Origin of the sequence: Pantoea sp. X85 (assembly GCF_029623675.1) — a bacterium.
GTDB lineage: Bacteria > Pseudomonadota > Gammaproteobacteria > Enterobacterales > Enterobacteriaceae > Pantoea > Pantoea leporis.
This window is the reverse complement of the sequence record NZ_CP121108.1, coordinates 2,391,963-2,412,901: the sequence shown is the minus strand read 5'-3', so window position 1 is coordinate 2,412,901 and position 20,939 is coordinate 2,391,963. Positions and strand designations below refer to the sequence as shown.

Genomic DNA, 20,939 nt, shown 5'->3' with positions numbered 1-20,939 from the left:
ACCAGTCAGTGTCTGACACGGGGGAAACTATGTTCGACAAAATAGGTTTGCCTAAAAACTTGCTTTGGGGCTATATCGGCCTCGCGATATTCATGATCGGCGATGGTGTAGAACAAGCGTGGATTGCCATCTGGCTGGTGGATAAAGGGCTGTCTGTCGCGCAAGCCTCTTATCTGATCACCGCATACGGTGTCACCGTGACGCTGGCGGCCTGGGTGACCGGCGTACTGGTGCAAACCCTCGGCCCGCGCAAAGTGATGCTGTATGGGTTGATCACCTTTGTTATCGGCAGTATCGGGTTTATCGGCGTTGGCCTCAAGACCATGCACATGGCCTGGATGCTGCCGTTTTATGCCATTCGCGGCATCGGTTATCCACTGTTTGCCTACTCGTTTCTCATCTGGATTAACTACAGCACGCCGGTGGAGCGCCGTTCTACCGCAGTGGGTTGGTTCTGGTTTACCTTCTCGCTGGGTTTGAGCGTCATCGGTCCGTTCTTCTCCTCGCTGGCATTGCCGGTGATGGGCGAAATTCATGTGCTGTGGGTCGGCATGGTATTTGTGGTCGTCGGCTCCGTGTTAGGCATTTGGGTGAACCGCGACGTGGTTCCGGCATCTGAAATTCATCCCTTCAGCGCGGCGGAGTTAATTAAAGGCATCACCATTTTGCAGCGTCCGGTGATTGCGATGGGATTGGTGGTGAAATCGGTCAACGGCATCGCCCAATATGGTCTGGCGACCTTCCTGCCGCTCTATCTGATCAGTTTCGGCTACAGCAAAACCGAATGGCTGCATATGTGGTCGGCGGTGTTCCTGGTGGCGATTTTCGCCAACCTGTTCTTTGGTTTCTTTGGCGATAAGTTTGGCTGGCGTACCACTATTATGTGGGTCGGTGGCTTTGGTTATGCCGCCGTGCTGATTCTGGTTTGGGCGGTGCCGCAGGTGCTGGGCCACAACTTCTATGTGATGGCGTTCGTGCTGTGCCTGTGCGGTATTACCATGGCCGGTTATGTGCCGCTGTCGGCGCTGTTCCCGTTGCTGGCCCCGGACAGCAAAGGCGCGGCAATGTCGGTGCTGAATCTGGGTGCAGGTCTGGGCGCGTTTATAGCTCCTGCTATCACCGCACTGTTCTACTCATCGCTGGGTGCGGGTGGGGTGCTGGGGATTTATGCCGGGCTTTATGTTTTGAGCGGGGTATTGACGCCATTCCTGAAAACGCCTGAAGAGCTGGATGCGCGAGTGGCGATGACGGACAAAGCGGCCTGAAAGACGTGAGATTTTGGTTATAAAAAAAAGCCCAGTTAATTAACTGGGCTTTTTATTGCGGTTAAGAGATTAGACGTTGAACAAGAAGTTCATCACATCGCCATCTTTTACAATGTACTCTTTACCTTCTGAGCGCATTTTACCGGCTTCTTTCGCGCCTTGTTCGCCTTTAAACGCGACGAAATCTTCAAATGCGATGGTCTGAGCGCGGATAAAGCCTTTCTCGAAGTCAGTGTGGATTTTACCCGCCGCCTGTGGCGCGGTGGCTCCAACAGGAATGGTCCATGCACGCACTTCTTTCACGCCTGCGGTGAAGTAGGTTTGCAGGTTGAGCAGCGCATAACCGGCGCGGATCACGCGGTTCAGGCCCGGCTCTTCCAGGCCCAGTTCAGCCATAAACTCGTCGCGCTCGTCATCTTCCAGCTCAGCGATATCAGACTCAACGGCAGCACACACTGGCACCACCACCGAACCTTCGGCTTCGGCAATCGCACGCACCTGATCGAGGTACGGATTGTTTTCGAAACCGTCTTCGTTGACGTTAGCGATGTACATGGTTGGCTTCAGCGTCAGGAAGCTGAGGTAGCGGATGGCCGCTTTCTCGTCAGCATCCAGATTCAGTGCGCGCAGCATGCCCGCTTCTGACAGATGCGGCAGGCACTTCTCCAGCGCAGCCAGCTCGGCTTTGGCATCTTTGTCGCCGCCTTTGGCTTTCTTCTGGCAACGCTGAATCGCACGTTCGCAGGTGTCGAGATCCGACAGCGCCAGCTCGGTGTTGATCACGTCAATATCTTCCGCCGGGTTAACTTTACCCGCTACGTGGATGATGTTGTCGTTTTCGAAGCAGCGCACCACGTGACCGATGGCTTCGGTTTCACGGATGTTGGTCAGGAACTGGTTGCCCAGGCCTTCACCTTTGGACGCGCCTTTCACCAGACCGGCGATATCGACGAATTCCATGGTGGTGGGCACGACGCGCTGTGGCTTAACAATCTCGCTCAGCTGATCGAGGCGCAGATCGGGCATTGGCACCACACCGGTGTTTGGCTCGATGGTGCAGAACGGAAAGTTGGCTGCTTCGATACCCGCTTTAGTTAGCGCGTTGAACAGGGTGGATTTACCGACGTTCGGCAGGCCCACAATACCGCATTTAAATCCCATGGTCTGATTACCTTTCTCACTGAGTGCGCAGCGCTATTAAATAGCGCCGACAGATTCAAAAAATTTCGCGCATTATACACAGAATTGCCTTCTGCGGCGCGGGAATTGGCCTTAGCCCGCCTTGAACGCGTGCAGGCGGTTCATCGCCTTAATCTTGTCTTCTTTCAGCCACAGTTCGGTGCAGCGCACCGCTTCGTCTACGGCATCATCAATCAGCTTTTGTTCGCTGGCTGGCGGCTTACCCAGCACGAAACCAGTCACTTTATTGCGGTCGCCAGGATGGCCAATACCCACGCGTAAACGGTGAAAATTATTGTTGTTGCCCAGCTTGCTGATGATGTCTTTCAGGCCGTTATGGCCGCCGTGGCCGCCACCTTGCTTGAATTTCGCCACGCCCGGCGGTAAATCCAGCTCATCGTGCGCTACCAAAATCTCTTCTGGCGCGATGCGATAAAAAGTCGCCATCGCCGCCACCGCTTTGCCGCTGAGATTCATAAAAGTGGTGGGCACCAGCAGGCGCACATCTTCTCCCGCCAGCGACAGGCGCGCGGTGTAGCCATAAAACTTTGGCTCGTCTTTTAACGACTGATTGTTGCGGCTCGCCAGTAAATCGACATACCAGGCGCCAGCGTTATGGCGGGTTGCGGCGTATTCAGCGCCGGGATTGGCCAGCCCCACAATCAGTTTAATGCTGCTCACGATGTTTATCCTGTCTTGCTGCGGAAAGGGCGGTAGTTTACTGCCTGGCGGCACGGATGACAAAGGCCATGCGCCATAGATAATGTCTCTACGTGACTAATCATTTTCTATCGAAATCAAGGCGCTGGCGGTAAAGATTTGTCAAAGGTTGTGAAGGATATGTGACCCTGTACGCAACTTAAGCGGCAGGTATTGCCTAAGCTTATGGCTAGTTAACCATACGTGCTGTTTTGCTTTTAAAAGGATGGAGGTGGATCATGAAACGTCAAAATTGCCGCTTTGTAGGTAACGGTTTGATGTGTTTGGGTTTACTGACGATGGTATTAGGCGTCGGCTATTCCATTATCAACCAGCTTCCTTCACTCAACCTGCCGCAATTCCTTGCGCACGGTGCGATGTTCAGCATCTTCGTTGGCGCTTTACTGTGGCTGGTGGGCGCGCGCGTCAGCGGACGTGAGCGCGTGGAAGATCGTTATTACTGGTTACGTCATTACGGCGATAAGCGTTGCCGTCGCAATCACTCATCACATTAAGTGAGTACGGTTTGCTGCAGCGGCTGTAACTGCGCGAGATAACGTTCGATGCGGTTACGGCCGCTGGCTTTTGCACGGTACAACGCTTCATCGGCCAGCGCCAGCAACAGCGGGAAGGGTTCGCCAGGCTGCAGCGCGGTGGCATAACCGATGCTGACGGTATAACGCACATCGTTAGGTTGCGACAGCTGTGTCGCTAAACGAATACGTTCACACACCCGCTGCGCCTGCTCGGCATCGCCGGGAATGATCGCCGCGAACTCCTCGCCACCCAAACGGGCAAAATGGCCACTCTCCGGCATCAACGCCTGCACCACCTGACAAAAATCGATTAATACTTGATCGCCTTGTTGATGGCCGAAACGGTCATTGATGCTTTTAAAATGGTCCAGATCGAACAGCACCGCGCTATAGACAAAGTGTTGTGACTGTCGCGCGCTGCGCAATATCATTTTATCGGCCTGCTCGAACAGCGCGCGGCGATTCCACACGCTGGTGAGCGGATCGTGCATTGATGCTAGCTTGTGGGCGATTTGCGTGCGTTCGTTGACCATCGCCAGAATGGTGAAACTCAGGCCAATAACAAACAGGATCGATTCAAGAATCACATACACCGAGAAGCTGGAACCGCCAATCGCACCGCGCACCGGCGTCGCCACCGCATCGTCCAGAAAGATACGCGCCACGTGAAACAGCAAATGGATCCATAGCAGGATTTGCGCCGGCCAGAAGGTGACGGTCAACGACGCGCGCACGCGCCACAGCAAGCGGATTAGCGCGCCGGTATAGATGATGCACAGCAGGCAAACCACCAGCACGCGCTTCGGCTGGCTGTGATAAAACGCGGGGAACAGGCACAAAATCGCCCACAACAAACCGCCGCCTAACCAGCTGAGGCCAATCGCTTTTCCGCAGAAGATGCGGAAGGCATTGAGCAGATTGCCATAAGCCAGCAACAGCATGACGTTGCCGACCGCGACCGGTAAAAAATGGAATCCCGCACTGCGTAAGCTGCTAAGGAACACCGCCGCCAGGGTTAAAACCAGCGCCAGCGTGGTGCAGCCCAATACGCGATCGTACTGCGCACCGATCCAGGCAAAAATCAAAATGATACTCAAAAACCCCAGCACAAAGAGCTCGCAAACAAACAGCGTGTAGAGGTCGAGAGTCATAGTGGTCGGAGCTCGGGGAAAAAGTGGGAAGAAAATAGCATTAAACATTGGACCGCTAAAGGGCGGCAATGCGAGTCACCAGAAAAGAGTGGATGGCAGCGAGAATAGCGAGATTTAACGAAATTTATCGCGCAAATATCAATGGGGAAAGTGGCTTAATCGGTGAGTCAGATTGAGGGCTGGGTGCAAAGAAAAACCGGGCACGAGGCCCGGTTTCACGCGATGAATTAATGCTCAAACATCGCGGAGATTGATTCTTCGTTGCTGATACGACGAATCGCTTCGGCCAACATGCCAGACAGCGTCAAAGTACGCACGTTTGGCAGAGATTTCATCTCTTCAGACAGCGGAATGGTATCGCAGACAATCACCTGGTCAATCACCGACTTACGCAGGTTTTCCACCGCATTGCCGGAGAAGATTGGGTGAGTAGCGTAAGCGAAAACACGTTTCGCGCCGCGCTCTTTCAACGCTTCAGCCGCTTTGCACAGCGTACCGCCGGTGTCGATCATATCGTCGACCAGTACACAGTCACGACCCGCAACGTCACCAATAATGTGCATCACCTGCGAAACGTTCGCGCGCGGGCGGCGTTTGTCGATGATAGCCATATCGGTATCGTTGAGCAGTTTGGCGATGGCGCGGGCACGCACTACGCCACCGATGTCTGGGGAAACTACAATGGGATTTTCCAGGCCAATTTGCAGCATATCTTCCAGCAGGATTGGGCTGCCGAAGACGTTATCCACCGGGACATCAAAGAAGCCCTGAATCTGTTCAGCATGCAGGTCAACGGTGAGAACACGGTCAACGCCCACGCTAGAAAGGAAATCGGCAACCACTTTGGCAGTGATCGGTACACGAGCAGAACGCACACGGCGGTCCTGACGCGCATAGCCAAAGTAAGGAATGACAGCAGTAATACGACCAGCAGAAGCCCGACGCAAGGCGTCGACCATCACAACCAGCTCCATCAGATTATCGTTGGTGGGGGCACAGGTGGACTGGATGATGAAAATATCACCACCGCGTACATTTTCGTTAATCTGTACACTTACTTCACCATCACTGAAACGGCCAACAGCGGCGTCTCCGAGGCTAGTGTAAAGGCGGTTGGCAATACGTTGTGCTAGTTCCGGGGTGGCGTTACCAGCAAATAGCTTCATATCAGGCACGAGAAGAACCTCAGGCTTGGCGTCCAGAGAATGAACGGCTCTAGAGTAACCGGCGAATACCAAAGAGCATGTTCATACGGGTGTGTTAATGCGCAACATGCAGTGTCTGGAACGGGTGACACTGTCACGTAGACGCTTTTAGCCCAGAAAGTGTGCGCTGCAACGGCGAGAGGTTAAGCCCGCGCGCCACAAATCCGCAAATCCATTTCGGGGCAAGCTCCAGCACCTGACGTGCGTCGGATTCGGTGTCAAATTCAGCAAACACACAAGCTCCGGTCCCAGTCAGGCGCGACGGCGCGTATTCTAGCAGCCAGGAAAGCAGCTCATCAACCTTACGAAAACGTTTTCTTGCCACAGCCTCACAATCATTGTGAAAAGGACGCTGTAACAGTTCATCTAATGTGCGGATTGGTGAATCGCGCGTCAGTTCGGGATCGCGGAACAGATCAGGCGTCGCGATGCTCACGCCTGGATGCGCCACCAGATACCATTTTTCTGCCGGTTCAGCCGGCTGCAATAGTTCGCCCACGCCTTCTGCAAAGGCCGCGTGACCTCCAATAAACACTGGCACATCCGCGCCCAGTTTGATGCCAATCGTCGACAGCTCGGTAACGCTTAATCCGGTTTGCCACAGATGATTCAGCGCCACTAACACCGTTGCCGCATCTGAAGAGCCGCCGCCAAGCCCGCCGCCCATCGGCAAAACCTTCTCCAGCGCGATGCTGGCACCGGCCTGCGCGGGCAAGGTGCCACGCGCAGCGGCAACGGTTTTTAACGCCTGCGCAGCACGCACAATCAGGTTCTCGTCATCCGGCACGCCAGTCAGCGGCGTCAGCAGCGTTATCTTGCCGCTGCTGTCCGGTGTGATTTCCAGCGTGTCACCGTAATCGAGGAACTGAAACAGCGTTTGCAGATTGTGGTAGCCGTCAGCACGACGGCTAGTGATATACAGGAACAGATTCAGTTTTGCTGGCGCGGGCCACGTGGTGATCATTGAGTGGTCCAGCTATCCATGCGTAATTTAATGCGCTGACCGCCTTCAGACAGCTCCAGATTCGCCGGCAGCGGCGGATTCACTTTGCTGTCGTAATCAGAAATGTTCACTTTCCACTGCTGACCGTTGCGGCTGTAGTTGAGGCTTTGCAGCTGGTAATTGTTATTCAGCTGATAATCGCTGGCATCGCCCGGCAAGCCCATCATCCACTGACGCAGATTGGCGAGCGGAATATCCATGCCGGTAAGCTGTGAAATCATCTTCTCGGCATCGTTACTCACGTAGCGCTTGCCTTTGTTATCCACGATCTGCACCACGGAACCTTGCGCATCCAACTGCAATTCGGTGCTGCCGAGCGGATTGGTCAGCAGCAGGCGATAGCGATCCGCAGCGGTTTGCTGCCAGTTAAAGCGTGCATACACTTTTTGCTTATCCGACAGGTAAGCGAACGCACCGCGCGTCTGATACTGGCTGATTTTCGCCACGGCTTGCTGATGCTGCTGCCATTGCGGTGATGTGGTGCTTGGGCCCGGACCTTGTGGTTTGTTAATGGTACATGCAGCCAGTAACACGCTGGCAAGGGGTAAAAGGCGCAGTAACTTGCGCGGGGGCAAATGCATCACGTGGTCATCTCCTCAGACACGTTTTTACTTCGTAACCGGTAACGCTAACCATCCGCATGTAAGCCGTCAATGCTGTTATGGCAATAATTGCGCACGATCAGTTTAATCTTATTACTGTCATAGGCTTTGTATGGCTTTTCTTGACCTGTGGCATCTTGTAGAATGCGCTGCACAAAACCCTGACAACACTTGGGATATCCCAACCCGAATCACATGACGCTGCTTGCACTCGGAATCAACCACAAAACTGCACCTGTTGCGCTACGCGAACGCGTTGCGTTTACACCAGACACGCTGGAACTGGCGCTGAATAGCCTGCTGTCCCAGCCGATGGTGCAGAGCGGTGTGGTCCTTTCGACCTGCAACCGTACGGAACTCTACCTCAGTGTAGAGCAGCAAGCCGACCTGCAGGAGAAGCTGGTGCGTTGGCTGTGTGACTATCACGATCTGCGTGAAGAGGATGTGCGCAACAGCCTCTACTGGCATCAGGACAACGCGGCGGTCAGCCATCTGATGCGCGTGGCCAGCGGGCTGGATTCATTGGTGTTGGGTGAACCACAGATTTTAGGTCAGGTTAAAAAAGCTTTTGTTGATTCGTCACGCGACCACGCGCTGAGCAGTGAACTGGAGCGCATGTTCCAGAAAACCTTCTCGGTGGCCAAGCGTGTGCGCACCGAAACCGAGATTGGCGCCAGCGCCGTATCGGTCGCCTTCGCTGCCTGTTCACTGGCGCGTCAAATTTTTGAATCGCTCAGCACCGTTAACGTGCTGCTGGTCGGCGCTGGTGAAACCATCGAGTTAGTGGCGCGTCATCTGCGCGAACACTCCGTCAAGAAGCTGATGATCGCCAACCGCACCCGCGAACGCGCTCAGCTGCTGGCCGATGAAGTGGGGGCAGAAGTGATTGGCCTCGGCGATATCGAAACCCGTCTGGCCGATGCCGACATCATTATCTCTTCCACCGCCAGCCCGCTGCCGATTATCGGTAAAGGGATGGTGGAGCGCGCGCTGAAAGCGCGTCGCAATCAGCCGATGCTGCTGGTGGATATCGCCGTACCGCGCGATGTCGAGCCGGAAGTGGGCAAGCTGGCGAACGCCTATCTCTACAGCGTTGATGATCTGCAAGCGATCATCGAGCAGAACATGGCGCAGCGCAAAGCCGCCGCCGTGCAGGCTGAAAGCATTGTGGTGCAGGAGAGCGGCGAATTTATGGCCTGGCTGCGCGCGCAAAGCGCGGTTGAAACCATCCGTGAATACCGTTCGCAGGCCGATCAGGTGCGCGCCGAGTTACAGGAACGCGCGCTGGCCGCGCTGCAGCAGGGCGCTGACGCCGAAAAAGTGCTGCAGGAACTGGCACACAAGCTGACCAACCGTTTAATTCATGCACCAACCAAATCACTGCAGCAGGCCGCGCGCGATGGCGACAGCGAACGCCTGCAGATCTTACGTGACAGCCTCGGTTTAGAGTAATCTGGTCAGTCACGACCTATCACTGGGATACCCGCTATTACATGAAGAGCTCTATTGTTGCCAAGCTGGAAGCGCTCCAGGAACGCCACGAGGAAGTGGAAGCGTTGCTGGGCGATGCCGGCGTGATTGCCGATCAGGATCGTTTCCGTGCGTTATCACGTGAATATGCCCAGCTTAGCGACGTCACCCGTTGTTTCCGCGAATGGCAGCAGGTGCAGGAAGACGTTGAAACTGCCGAAATGATGCTGGAAGACCCGGAAATGCGCGAGATGGCGCAGGAAGAATTAAAGCTGTCACGCGAGAAGCGTGAAGCGCTGGAACAACAGCTGCAAGTGCTGCTGCTGCCGAAAGATCCCGACGATGAACGTTCGTGCTTTGTCGAAGTGCGCGCCGGTACCGGCGGTGATGAAGCGGCGATTTTTGCCGGCGATCTGTTCCGTATGTACAGCCGTTACGCCGAAGCGCGTCGCTGGCAGGTTGAGATCATCAGCGCCAACGAAGGTGAGCACGGCGGCTATAAAGAAGTGATCGCCCGCATCATCGGCGATGGCGCGTATGGCCGCTTTAAGTTTGAATCGGGCGGCCATCGCGTACAGCGCGTGCCAGAAACCGAATCGCAGGGCCGTATTCACACCTCGGCTTGTACCGTTGCGGTCATGCCGGAACTGCCCGAAGCGGAAATGCCGGAAATCAACGCCGGCGATTTGAAAATCGACACCTTCCGTTCTTCCGGTGCCGGTGGTCAGCACGTTAACACCACCGATTCCGCGATTCGTATCACCCACTTGCCAACTGGCATTGTGGTGGAGTGTCAGGACGAACGTTCACAGCACAAAAACAAAGCCAAAGCCTTGGCGGTGTTGGGTGCGCGTATTCACGCGGCGGAAACGGCAAAGCGTAATGCCGCTGAAGCTTCGACGCGTCGTAACCTGCTCGGCAGCGGCGACCGTTCGGATCGTAACCGCACCTACAACTTCCCGCAGGGCCGCGTCACCGATCACCGCATCAACCTCACGGTTTACCGTCTCGATGAGGTGATGGAAGGCAAGCTGGATGCGCTGATTGAGCCGATTGTGCAGGAGTATCAAGCCGATCAGCTGGCCGCGCTGGCTGGACAGGACTAATGATCATCCGTCGCTGGCTACAGCAGGCTGTGGTAGCGCTCTGTGGCGGCGACAGCCCGAAGCGCGATGCGGAAATATTGCTGGGTTTTGTGACGGGCAAAGCGCGCAGTTGGCTGATTGCCTTTGACGATGCGGAACTGGACGCGCAGCAGTTGGAACAACTGAATGCGCTGCTGGCGCGCCGCGTCAACGGCGAGCCGATTGCGCATCTGGTCGGCGAGCGTGAATTCTGGTCGCTGCCGTTGCGCGTCAGTGATGCCACGCTGATCCCGCGTCCGGACACCGAAGTGCTGGTGGAGCAAGCGCTGGCACATCTGCCGGCCGCCGCGACGTCTCTGTTGGATTTAGGCACTGGCACCGGCGCGATTGCGCTGGCGCTGGCCAGCGAACGGCCAGGCTGCCAGGTTATCGGCTGCGATCGCATCGCGGCGGCGGTGGAACTGGCGCAGGACAATGCGCAGCGTCTGCACATTGATAACGCCCGCTTCATCCTCAGCAACTGGTTTAACGATCTTCCCGCCCAACGTTTTGATCTGATTGTCAGCAATCCGCCCTATATTGATGCCGCCGATGAACATCTGCAGCAGGGCGACGTGCGCTTTGAACCGCGCAGCGCGTTGGTGGCGGACGATCAGGGTTTGGCCGATTTACGTTTTATCATTCACACCGCACCGCACTGGCTGCACGCTGGCGGCTGGCTGCTGCTGGAACATGGCTGGCAGCAAGGTGCAGCCGTGCGCGCCATCATGACGCAGCACGGTTATCAGGCGGTGAGCACCGTTGACGATTACGGCGGTAATCCGCGCGTCACACTAGGACAATTTTTTAATAAGGAATAACGATGGCGAGCTGGTATCCCCTGATTAAACATTTTCACTTGCTGACCGTTGCGCTGACGATTTGTCTGTTTTTGCTGCGCTTCTACTGGCAAACCACCGGCTCAGCGATGCTGCAACGCCGCTGGGTGCGCATTGCGCCGCACGTTAACGACACCTTTTTGCTGTTAAGCGGTGCGCTGCTGGTGATGATTACGCATTTTTATCCGTTCACACCGCAAGGAAGCTGGCTGACGGAGAAGCTGTTAGCGGTTATTATCTACATCGCCTTAGGTTCCGTGGCATTGAGCCGTCGCCCACGTAAAATGGGGACACGTTGGATCGCCTTCCTGATTGCAATCGTAGCGTTGCTGTTTGTGATTAAGCTGGCGATGACCAAAATGCCGTTATTGGGGATTGTATGACCTCGCCAGAGCAACTCGATTACAGTAAAACACCGCTGAGTGAAGCGGTGATTGGCGCCACATGCGCCATACGCAATGATTTTTCCGCGCCTTCTGTGCAACAACAGTTGGCGGCGCTGGTAGATGAAGCCCGTGAGTTTGTCAGCAGCGAACAGGACGCCGATTTGCAGTTGGGTAAGCTGCTGGAGCTGTTCTATCGTCAGTGGGGATTTGGCGGCGCCAGCGGCGTCTACAATCTCTCCGACGCGCTGTGGATCGACAAAGTCTTGAAGAGCCGTCAGGGCACGGCGGTGTCGCTGGGCGTGATCCTGCTGCACATCGCCGATGAGCTGGAATTGCCGCTGATGCCGGTGATTTTCCCGACACAGCTGATTCTGCGTGCCGACTGGTTAGATGGCGAAATGTGGCTGATCAACCCATTCAACGGCGAAACGCTGGATACGCATACGCTGGAAGTGTGGCTGAAAGGCAACATCAGCCCAACCGCCAAGCTGTATAACGACGATCTCGACGAAGCCAAGACCATCAACGTGATGCGCAAGATGCTCGACACCTTGAAATCCGCGCTGATGGAAGAGAAGCAGATGGAGCTGGCGCTGAACGTCAGCAAAGTGCTGCTGCAGATCGATCCTGACGATCCTTACGAGATTCGCGACCGTGGTTTGATTTACGCGCAATTAGAGTGTGAACACATCGCGCTGAATGATTTGACCTATTTCGTTGAACAGTGTCCTGAAGATCCGGTCAGCGAGATGATTAAAGTGCAGATTCACGCAATTGAACAGAAACAGGTAACGCTGCACTAAGCGTTACCCGATAAAAGGAAAGGAAAGGGCATGACACAGAAAGTAGTGAATATCGGCGATATCAAGGTCGCAAACGATCTGCCATTCGTTCTCTTCGGCGGCATGAACGTGCTGGAATCGCGCGATCTCGCCATGCGCATCTGCGAACACTACGTTGAGGTCACCGACAAACTCGGGATCCCTTACGTATTCAAAGCCTCTTTTGATAAAGCGAACCGCTCTTCAATCAAATCTTATCGTGGTCCTGGCCTGGAAGAGGGCATGAAGATTTTCCAGGAGCTGAAGCAGGCTTTCGGCGTGAAAATCATCACCGATGTGCATGAAGCATCGCAGGCGCAGCCTGTGGCTGACGTGGTTGATGTGATTCAGCTGCCGGCCTTCCTCGCGCGTCAGACCGATTTGGTGGAAGCGATGGCGAAAACCGGCGCGGTAATCAACGTCAAGAAGCCCCAGTTTGTTAGCCCAGGCCAGATGGGTAACATCTACGACAAATTCGTCGAAGGCGGCAACGATCAGGTTATCCTGTGCGATCGCGGCAGCAACTTCGGCTATGACAACCTGGTTGTCGATATGCTCGGCTTCAACGTGATGAAGAACGTCACCCACAATAGCCCCGTGATCTTCGACGTTACCCACGCGCTGCAAACGCGCGATCCGTTCGGCGCTGCGTCTGGCGGTCGTCGTGCGCAGGTCGCCGAGCTGGCGCGTGCCGGCATGGCGGTTGGCATTGCTGGCCTGTTCATCGAAGCGCACCCAGAGCCAAACAGCGCCAAATGCGACGGTCCATCCGCGCTGCCGCTGGATAAGCTGGAACCCTTCCTGGTGCAGATGAAAGCCATCGACGATCTGGTGAAGAGCTTCCCAGAGCTGGATACCAGCAACTGATTGTTTTGAAATGTGAAAAAGGCGCCGATGGCGCCTTTTTTATTGGCTGGTCGCCATAAATGGCGATCCTACAACATGCACGATTTCCGTAAAGTTGGCATTTATGCCGACCGCTAGTCTCACAGCATAATCGTCAACAAATACCCGGCAAACAGCGCCAGATGCGCGGCACCGTTCAACACGTTGGTGCGGCCCGTTGAGAACGAGATGTGGCACAGGATCAGCACGGCGCTCATGATCACCATCTGCGGTGGCTCAAGGCCGAACACCAATTGCTGGTCGGTCAGGGTAGCGATGATGGTCACTGCAGGCACCGTCAGTGAAATGGTCGCCAGCACCGAACCGAAGAACAGATTCATAGCACGCTGGACTTGATTCATCAGTACCGCTTTGATTGCACCTAAACCTTCCGGTGACAGGATCAACAGCGCCACCAGGAAGCCGGTGAACTGCGCCGGGGCGTTCAGTTCTGTCAGCAGACTTTCCAGCGGATTGGCGTTCATCTTGGTCACGCTAATCACCGCAATCAGATGCACGATCAGCCATGCGGTGTGCCACAACGAGCTGTGCGCAGAGGGCTTACCGTGGTGCGGATCGTCGCCATCATCTTCATGCTCATAAACGAACAGGCTTTGGTGAGTTTTGGTTTGAATCAGCAGGAACACGCCGTACATGGCCGCAGAAATCGCCGCGATGATCAGCGCCTGCGTAGTCGTGAAGTTACCGCCAGGTAACGCATTGGGGAACACCAGTACCAGAATCGCCAGCGGGAAAATGGCGATCATGTACTGTTTTACGCCCGCCAGATTAACGTACTGCGTGGCAAACTTGCGTCCGCCCAGCAGCAGGGCAAAGCCGACTAAACCGGCGGTCACAATCATGATGATCGAGTAGAGCGTGTCGCGCATTAGCGCGGGCGCGGCATCACCGGTGGCCATCAGCGCGGAGATCAGACTCACTTCAAGTATAACGACGGAAAGACTGAGAATCAGCGAGCCATAAGGTTCGCCTAAACGGTGTGCCAGCACGTCGGCGTGACGCACGACGCTGAAGGCGCTAAACAGAATGGCAACTAATGCCAACAGGTTGATGCCGATAACCGGCAGAAGCGCTGTCTGGTTGCCGAAGAAGCTCAGCACCGCCAGCGCAGCAACGGGGAAAATCAGTGAGTACTCGGTATGGCGGGTTTTCTCATGTCCAGGCATTTACCATCCTCTCCGGAAAAAGTACAAAGCAGGCAATCATTGCCTTATAAATATAATGAGTTTTCTGACGTAACGCAGTGTAACTTTTCATCAGCTGTGCTGCTGTGACTTTACGCGATTTTACCAAAAGCGTTTATTATGCATAACACGGCAAAAGAGTGTGTTATCGCTGGATTAATGCCTGTATTCATTATGTTGCATGAGTCACTCACCCAATTAAAGATGAGATTGGTCTGGTTAATCGTTGTATAGGGTGAAGTTTATAGAGGTTTAAACCTGTTTTACGCCATCTGCCAGTGAAAGTACCAGTTTGCGTTTTGACCCAGATGATCCAGACTTAAACCCTGGGTATGAAACAGGAGGAAATATGCCTTATTCATCAAACAAAGAGCTGCCAGACAGCGTGCGTCATGTCCTGCCGGCTCACGCACAAACCATCTATCAAAAGGCCTTTAACAGCGCCTGGGACCAATACAAAGATCCCGACGACCGGCGTGGCGATGAGTCGCGCGAAGAGGTGGCACACAAAGTCGCCTGGGCAGCAGTCAAGCATGAGTACTCAAAAGGTGACGATGACAAGTGGCACCCTAAAAACTAGTTTGTCTTGCGGGCCGGTGCGGCCCGCCTCGCACTTTTCCCTTCGCCATTCAAGTTCCTCACCAGGCAGCCGATGCTATTTACACAGAATTTCCCTTTTGTGATCGGGGTCAATCTTGAATGTTTTGTTAAAAATGAATTAATGTCTTCTCTTAAGACGATGCAATGAGCGTCGCCTGTAGACATCAGTTTTGAGGAACCACACCGGCAAGATGTCAGCGTAGTAGAGGAGACCACAGTGTTAACGCGGGAATTTTTGTTAAAAGCAGATTGTAAAACATCGTTTGGCGATATTGATGAAGCGTTGTTCTGGAGCTGTGAAAAGCGTGCGGCATCGCTGTCCGCGACGCTGGCCTGTCGTCCTGACCAAAGCCCGGTGTGGATTTTTGGCTACGGCTCGCTGATGTGGAATCCCATTTTTGAAGCGGCCGAAGTGGCGCCGGGTCGTTTAGAGGGCTGGCACCGTGCGTTTTGCCTGCGTCTGATTGCCGGTCGCGGCACCGTAACCGCGCCTGGCCGTATGCTGGCGCTGAAAGAGGGCGGTTCCACCAGCGGACTGGCGTTCCGTTTACCGGAATCGCGTTTGCATGATGAGCTGGAGCTGCTGTGGAAGCGTGAAATGATCACCGGCTGCTATCTGCCAACCTGGTGTGAACTGGAGCTGGAGGATGGACGCAACGTCACCGCGCTGGTGTTTATCATGGATCCGCGTCATCCGCTGTATGAAACCGATTCCTGCCGCAGCACCATTGCGCCGTTGATTGCCCAGGCCAGCGGTCCGCTCGGCACCAACGCACAATACCTCTACGCGCTGGAGCAGGAGCTAGGCAAACGTGGCATGCAGGAAGCGGCATTGACGCGCCTGGCAGCAGATGTCAGAGCGCTGCAGAGTCATTCGGCAGCGCGCTGATACGGATTACTGCGCCGGATTAATCAGCCAGGTTCCCGGCTTATCGATGGTCAGCGATTGGCTATGCACCTGGTTGCCGTTACGCACCTCAATGCGATAGTTCCCCGCCGCCAGATTCAGTGAAGCGAATCCGCTGGAGGAGGGCTTCACATCGCGGGCTTCGCCATTCAGCATCACATTCTCACCCGCCTGCAAACGCAGATAAACCGTCGCCACCGTCGGTGCGCTGCTCGCTACACTGTTGCCTGCTGCGGCAGGCGCAGCGGGCGCAGTGCTGGCGGCGACCGGTGGTGCTTCGCTGTGATGATTCGCTTTCCAAACCACCACCACAACCGCCAGCACCGCAATCGCAGCGGCCACCACTAAACCTGGCGACAAACGACGCACGTTGCGCGGCGTCAAAGGTTCAACGGAGGCAGCAGCATGATTGACGGCCAACACTTGCGGTTCCGGCGTTGCAACACTCGGCTCCACCGGCACAACCGGCTCAGCCACGAGCGGAATAGTGGTGGAGAGCGCTTCGACATCGCTGACCGGCAGATCGATCAAGCTGGCAAAGGCATCAATGCTTTGCGGACGATCTGCTGGCTTCATGGCTAACGCGCAGTCAATGGCGTGCAGCAGCGGCAGCGAATAGCCTTCCGGCTTGCGCTCCACCAGCGGCTGATAGTTATCCTCAATGCAGCGCACCACGCTCACCGGCGGTGCATGGCCGGTGATCAGGTTGTGCAGCACTGCGCCTAGCGCATAGATATCGGTCCACGGACCTTGCTCTATTTCGCCTTCTTCGCTGTACTGCTCAATCGGCGCAAAGCCGGGCTTCAGCATGATCTCGGTTTCATCCGAGAGGTTGCCGATCTCTTTGCGCGCCGAGCCAAAATCAAGCAGCACCGGCAGCTGGTTTTCCTGAATCTGGATGTTATCCAGCGAGATATCGCGATGCAGATAACCGGCGGCGTGGATAGTATCAATGGCGCCAAACAGCGGCGGTAGCAGACGACGGATCCAGTTCTCGTCAATGCTGTCCGGACTGGTGATCTGCCACTCTTTCAGCGTCATGCCGCTGTAATAAAGCGTGCCCATGTAGGCGGTGCCGTTTTCTTCCCAGAAGCGCAACACGTGTAGCAAGCCGGGATGATTGAAGCGTGCCAGCAGGCGCGCCTCCTGAATAAAGCTATTACGACCGGCGGTAAACAGCTTATGGAAACGCTCTCCGCGCAGTTCCAGCGACATATCCGCCGCACGCACCGCCAACGAGACGGGCATGTACTCTTTGATCGCGATGGTGCGTTCCAGCTGATGGTCCCAGGCACGATAAACAATGCCGAAGCCGCCGCCGCCAATCACTTCCTTGATTTCAAATTCATTAAACCGGTAGCCCGCAGGGAGGGCGTTAGGTGTATGGTTTTCGTTTGCCGACATAGTGAACTCTCTGAACACGTCCTGTAGCGCCCCGTCATCACGATGACGGCAGGCAACGACCGCTAATTAATTAATGTTACGCCAGGCACCAATCGCCGGATCGGCGAGATCCGCATGCAGGGTGTCAATCAGTAACACAGTCACTTTTTGCTGTGGCATAAATTGCGGCGACCAAACGCCGCGTAACGTCTCAACCCGCTTTTTCAGCACATCGCTGCCCTGATCGGCGGTTTTGTCCATCTTCACCAGTAGTGTGCCGCTAAAACGCCACACATGCTGTTGTGCATCAAACGGCAGCACTAACCAGCTATCATCGGCATCCGGACGCGTAACAATCATGCGCTGGTTATTCACCGAGACCACTTCCAGCGGCGGACCGCTCATCTTTAAATCTGCAATCGGGTAGCCCTGATAGAAGTTCAGCGCCAGATTATGGGTTTTGCCAGCGCTCATCAGCGTCATTTCGCTCGGGCCTTCCAGCCAGCCTTCGGTGGAGCAGTGCTGATTCGGGTTATCCGGGATAAACAGCGATTCGCCTTTGTCATCCCACCAGGTACGGAAATGGCAGCCGCCCGGCAAGGCAAAGTGCTGCAGCGGCGTGCTATCCGCCGGGCGTGACAAATCGAGCGGCGCGGCGTTGCTGGTGGTGGCGCTGGCGGTGGCATCGTTCAGCACGATCGGGCGCCAGTTCTGTAATTTGGCTGCGCTGCCGTTAGCCAGCACGCTGCCCTCTTTATTGGTCATCTGCCACGGCAGTTCATCCAGCAGACCGCACTGATTCGCCAGCAGCGTACCGACGCGCGGCAGGAAGCTGGTCAGGATGCTGGAGTCGGTGCTTTTGCCCGAGACGATGCGCAGCGGCAGCGTCTCTTTGCACCAGTCGTTGGGCGCTTTGCTCGCCACGTCATCAATGTAGACTTCTAATGACAGGCTCGGGGAATACACCACGCGATAATCTTCTGCCTGCGCATTTACGGCCAGCAACAGGGTTACGAAGCCCGTCAACCACACTTTCATAAGCATCCTTGGATCAATAACGTGACGGCAGAAAACGTGCCGCATCAGCCTGGGAATAAAGCAGCGTCGCTTCCTGCGGTTCGCCAATCCAGACGGCCAGAGCGCTGAGATTGTCGCTTTTAACACTGCGGTTAACGGCTTGTTCCATCAAAGTCAGCCACTCTTCGCAGGCATTCACCATGCGCAGGGCCAGTTCCATTTCATGGGTGGTGAGATTGAGCCAGAATCCATCGCTGCAAACCAGAAACGCATCGCCATCGGCCAGCGTAATCACCTCGCTAAAAGTGGCCGGACGGGCAGGCTCAACACCGAGCGCATTATAGAGTAAATTACTGTTAATGCCGGTATTTTCATAGCCCGCCTCGCGTAACTGCTGGGCCAGACTGTGGTCACGCGTCACCTGATTTAGCACCCCATGACGGAAGTGATAAACCCGGCTGTCGCCAGCGTGCGCCCACCATGCGCGCTGTTTTTCGCGGTCGATAAACAGCGCGGCGAGCGTGGTGCTCATACGTGAAAAATTCGGATTGTTTCCCTGTGCCTCAATCAGCACCTGCTGGCAGTGTTCAATGGCGGCGCGCGTGCTTTCAGGGGTGAACGTCACACTGTGCTGCAGCTGCGTTAGCAGCGTATCGCGCACCAGTTGCGCGGCGATATCACCGCCAGGCAAACCGGCGACGCCGTCACACACCAGAAAACAGGCTTTGCGATCGTCCAGCTCGGCGCCGGTACGATCCTGATTTTCGTCGCGCATGCCTTGCTGGCAGCGGCTGGCAAACATCATCTTCATGCGTCTTCGGTCCGCGTTTGAGAATCTTTGTATTGATTCACTTCCATATCATAGGCATGCAGGAAGGCTTCGCCGAACAGCGTATGGAAGTCATCCTCAATTTCGCCAGCGGTACGTTGATAGTGGCGTGAGAAGTAATCCCACAGCGCCGCTTTGCGTCCGGTACTGAACGCCATTTTGGGCAGCACGCCATCTTTGCGTGCTTCTTCTTCTAAGCGCTGCGGGTTAAACGATTGCAGCATGGCGGCAATAATGGCGCGGATACCGGCAATCATGCCGAGCTGATGCGCCTGCAAATCCACCAGCGCATCGCGCACCGCCGGTTCCGGCGGCATAAAGCCCGGCATCTGGCTTTGATACATCTGCATCAATACGGTTTTACCGGACGGCAGAATTTTGAACGGGTTATTCGCCTCATTGAGAATCATCGTCATGTCGGCTTTCACGCCGCGCTTGAGGATCGAGCGCGAGGAGAGCAGGGCGACGGTACCTTGCGAAAACAGGCTCAGCATGCGACCGGTTACACGCATCTGCTCTTCGGTGATGTTGGTTTGATGGCCATTGTTGAGCCCCATCCCTTCCAGCAGCGCGGCAATCAGTTTGTCCTGAGAGACGCCCGGCAACGTGGCGGGCAGCGTCGGCGCATCGCTTTGCGGATCAATCGCCAGACGCGGATCGTTGCGGCGCTCCTGACGCGCAACCGGCTCGGGAATCACCTCCGACTCCTGCATCATACCGAGCGGGTCGTCGCTGCTGTCGGCAAAGAACGCCAGCGGATCGTCCTGGCGGGCTTTCAGGTTGTTAGGATCGCGTACTTCGAGCCCATACTCACCGATTTGCAGCGTGTCGCCATCCTGCAACGCCACTTGCGAGCCGCGTTGCAACGCGACGCCGTTCAATACCACCGACGTGACGCTGCCCTGATTGGTCAGGCGGCACTCGCCCTCCGGCGAAAGATGCACCAGCGCCTGCAGACGCGATATGGCGCGCGATTCGTCAGGCAGCACCAGATCGTTATCCTGACTGCGGCCGATGGTGCCGCCGGGCGGTTTAAAGGCTACCGTCCTGGCGGGCACATCCGTATTGCACTGCACAATGGTAAATTGCATGAGTCATCCCGTTAACAAGGCAAACGCCACGGCCTATTCAAACATCGGTGGATAGAGGCCGTTGCGGCCCGGCTGTGCACCAGACGCCGGGTTAAACAATAATGAAAAAAGTTGCGCAGTCAGCGGGCCACTGTGTTTATGGGTGGCATGGCTAAAACCGTCACTGCGATTACTCCACCAGTAGCTCATGTGCTGCTGCGGATCGAATCTGTCAGCCACTTCACGCCAGCTCAGCGTGCAGGGTAAATCATCAAAACCAATCACATCCATGATGTCGCTGCGCTGCGTATCCGGCACCAGCAGCGGTGACAGGCGCTGCATCTGCTGCTCCAGCGCATCGGGATTGAGTCGATCGCGCACCGCGTGCAGCAGCAGCGCGCCCAGTTCCTGGAACCAGTCACCGGACATCGCCAGCTGCGCGCTGTGCCAGTGGCTCAGCGGGAAGCTGCGCAGCGCCAGGAGCGGCCAGCTGCGGCCCACGCGATCGCAAGACGGCAGCAGGCAGCCCATCTGCACCTGCTGACGCAGCGGCGAAAGCGGTAACACAAAATTCCACACCGGCGCACGTAAAAACTGTGCGGTGCTGGCATCGGCTTGCTGATGCCAGTGCAGTAATCCTTGCTGAAACCAGTGGCTCCACGGCGTCACGGTATTTTCGCTCAGACGCTGGCGCAAAAAATCGCCGGTGGCCGGTAACTTGCCGTACCAGCCCGGCGCAGTGTGTGTCGGCATGATTACCTCA

General features: G+C 55.7%; 22 protein-coding genes. 10 read left to right on the top strand and 12 right to left on the bottom strand.

The window, feature by feature from the left end; all coding sequences use genetic code 11:
• The first annotated feature begins 29 nt into the window (after positions 1-29).
• Positions 30-1,265: an MFS transporter gene (locus P6287_RS11235; RefSeq protein WP_101764105.1), complete on the top strand. Its 1,236-nt coding sequence runs from the start codon at positions 30-32 to the stop codon at positions 1,263-1,265.
• 69 nt (positions 1,266-1,334) lie between these two features.
• On the opposite strand, the gene ychF is transcribed toward P6287_RS11235, so the two are convergent.
• Together ychF and pth are read right to left on the bottom strand one after the other, a co-directional pair.
• The gene (gene ychF, locus P6287_RS11230) at positions 1,335-2,426 is read right to left on the bottom strand and encodes a redox-regulated ATPase YchF (protein ID WP_008107633.1); all 1,092 of its coding nucleotides are present in this window, start codon (positions 2,424-2,426) and stop codon (positions 1,335-1,337) included.
• A gap of 111 nt (positions 2,427-2,537) precedes the next feature.
• Positions 2,538-3,125: an aminoacyl-tRNA hydrolase gene (gene pth / locus P6287_RS11225; RefSeq protein ID WP_008107639.1), complete on the bottom strand. Its 588-nt coding sequence runs from the start codon at positions 3,123-3,125 to the stop codon at positions 2,538-2,540.
• A 257-nt stretch (positions 3,126-3,382) separates the two neighbouring features.
• On the opposite strand from pth, the gene ychH reads away from it, so the two are divergent.
• Complete coding sequence (gene ychH, locus P6287_RS11220) at positions 3,383-3,658, top strand: stress-induced protein YchH (RefSeq protein ID WP_061723496.1); 276 nt, start codon at positions 3,383-3,385, stop codon at positions 3,656-3,658.
• Here the strand turns inward: ychH and P6287_RS11215 are convergent.
• The 4 genes from P6287_RS11215 to lolB form a co-directional block, all read right to left on the bottom strand.
• A complete protein-coding gene (locus tag P6287_RS11215; RefSeq protein WP_192411661.1) occupies positions 3,655-4,830 on the bottom strand; it encodes a GGDEF domain-containing protein in 1,176 nt (391 codons plus the stop codon). The two genes, ychH and P6287_RS11215, sit on opposite strands and share 4 nt — an antisense overlap.
• 227 nt (positions 4,831-5,057) lie before the next feature.
• Positions 5,058-6,005, bottom strand: coding sequence for a ribose-phosphate diphosphokinase (gene prs, locus P6287_RS11210; protein WP_006118899.1), 948 nt, complete (start codon positions 6,003-6,005; stop codon positions 5,058-5,060).
• Between the two features lie 124 nt (positions 6,006-6,129).
• Complete coding sequence (gene ispE, locus P6287_RS11205; protein ID WP_192411662.1) at positions 6,130-6,999, bottom strand: 4-(cytidine 5'-diphospho)-2-C-methyl-D-erythritol kinase; 870 nt, start codon at positions 6,997-6,999, stop codon at positions 6,130-6,132.
• Complete coding sequence (gene lolB / locus P6287_RS11200; RefSeq protein WP_101764109.1) at positions 6,996-7,619, bottom strand: lipoprotein insertase outer membrane protein LolB; 624 nt, start codon at positions 7,617-7,619, stop codon at positions 6,996-6,998. Before lolB ends, ispE begins: the two co-directional genes overlap by 4 nt.
• 216 nt (positions 7,620-7,835) lie before the next feature.
• On the opposite strand from lolB, the gene hemA reads away from it, so the two are divergent.
• The 6 genes from hemA to kdsA are packed head-to-tail and all read left to right on the top strand — an operon-like array spanning position 7,836 to position 13,147.
• Entirely contained in the window at positions 7,836-9,092 is a 1,257-nt protein-coding gene (gene hemA / locus P6287_RS11195; protein ID WP_061718543.1) for a glutamyl-tRNA reductase, read from the top strand.
• A 41-nt stretch (positions 9,093-9,133) separates the two neighbouring features.
• Entirely contained in the window at positions 9,134-10,216 is a 1,083-nt protein-coding gene (prfA, locus tag P6287_RS11190) for a peptide chain release factor 1 (RefSeq protein ID WP_101764110.1), read from the top strand.
• Positions 10,216-11,055 (top strand): peptide chain release factor N(5)-glutamine methyltransferase, encoded by an 840-nt coding sequence (prmC, locus tag P6287_RS11185; protein WP_222233307.1) that lies wholly within the window; start codon positions 10,216-10,218, stop codon positions 11,053-11,055. Before prfA ends, prmC begins: the two co-directional genes overlap by 1 nt.
• Before the next feature lie 2 nt (positions 11,056-11,057).
• Positions 11,058-11,456, top strand: a complete 399-nt coding sequence (locus P6287_RS11180; protein WP_101764112.1) for a SirB2 family protein — start codon at positions 11,058-11,060, stop codon at positions 11,454-11,456.
• Positions 11,453-12,262: an invasion regulator SirB1 gene (gene sirB1 / locus P6287_RS11175; protein WP_101764113.1), complete on the top strand. Its 810-nt coding sequence runs from the start codon at positions 11,453-11,455 to the stop codon at positions 12,260-12,262. Before P6287_RS11180 ends, sirB1 begins: the two co-directional genes overlap by 4 nt.
• Positions 12,263-12,292: 30 nt before the next feature.
• Positions 12,293-13,147: a 3-deoxy-8-phosphooctulonate synthase gene (gene kdsA / locus P6287_RS11170; protein WP_277973707.1), complete on the top strand. Its 855-nt coding sequence runs from the start codon at positions 12,293-12,295 to the stop codon at positions 13,145-13,147.
• A 119-nt stretch (positions 13,148-13,266) separates the two neighbouring features.
• Here the strand turns inward: kdsA and chaA are convergent, their stop codons facing one another.
• Entirely contained in the window at positions 13,267-14,352 is a 1,086-nt protein-coding gene (gene chaA / locus P6287_RS11165) for a sodium-potassium/proton antiporter ChaA (protein ID WP_101764115.1), read from the bottom strand.
• A gap of 367 nt (positions 14,353-14,719) precedes the next feature.
• On the opposite strand from chaA, the gene chaB reads away from it, so the two are divergent.
• The gene (chaB, locus tag P6287_RS11160; protein WP_101764116.1) at positions 14,720-14,950 is read left to right on the top strand and encodes a putative cation transport regulator ChaB; all 231 of its coding nucleotides are present in this window, start codon (positions 14,720-14,722) and stop codon (positions 14,948-14,950) included.
• Positions 14,951-15,187: 237 nt separating this feature from the next.
• Complete coding sequence (locus P6287_RS11155) at positions 15,188-15,859, top strand: gamma-glutamylcyclotransferase (RefSeq protein ID WP_168197458.1); 672 nt, start codon at positions 15,188-15,190, stop codon at positions 15,857-15,859.
• Between the two features lie 6 nt (positions 15,860-15,865).
• Here the strand turns inward: P6287_RS11155 and P6287_RS11150 are convergent, their stop codons facing one another.
• The 5 genes from P6287_RS11150 to tagF form a co-directional block, all read right to left on the bottom strand.
• Positions 15,866-17,281: a serine/threonine-protein kinase gene (locus P6287_RS11150; protein ID WP_277973706.1), complete on the bottom strand. Its 1,416-nt coding sequence runs from the start codon at positions 17,279-17,281 to the stop codon at positions 15,866-15,868.
• Positions 17,282-17,347: 66 nt separating this feature from the next.
• A complete protein-coding gene (locus P6287_RS11145) occupies positions 17,348-18,298 on the bottom strand; it encodes a hypothetical protein (RefSeq protein ID WP_277973705.1) in 951 nt (316 codons plus the stop codon).
• Positions 18,299-18,311: 13 nt separating this feature from the next.
• Positions 18,312-19,088: a PP2C family serine/threonine-protein phosphatase gene (locus P6287_RS11140; protein ID WP_277973704.1), complete on the bottom strand. Its 777-nt coding sequence runs from the start codon at positions 19,086-19,088 to the stop codon at positions 18,312-18,314.
• A complete protein-coding gene (tagH, locus tag P6287_RS11135; RefSeq protein ID WP_277973703.1) occupies positions 19,085-20,197 on the bottom strand; it encodes a type VI secretion system-associated FHA domain protein TagH in 1,113 nt (370 codons plus the stop codon). The genes P6287_RS11140 and tagH overlap by 4 nt, the downstream gene beginning before the upstream one ends.
• 33 nt (positions 20,198-20,230) lie before the next feature.
• Complete coding sequence (gene tagF, locus P6287_RS11130) at positions 20,231-20,929, bottom strand: type VI secretion system-associated protein TagF (protein ID WP_110866339.1); 699 nt, start codon at positions 20,927-20,929, stop codon at positions 20,231-20,233.
• Positions 20,930-20,939 lie beyond the last annotated feature (10 nt).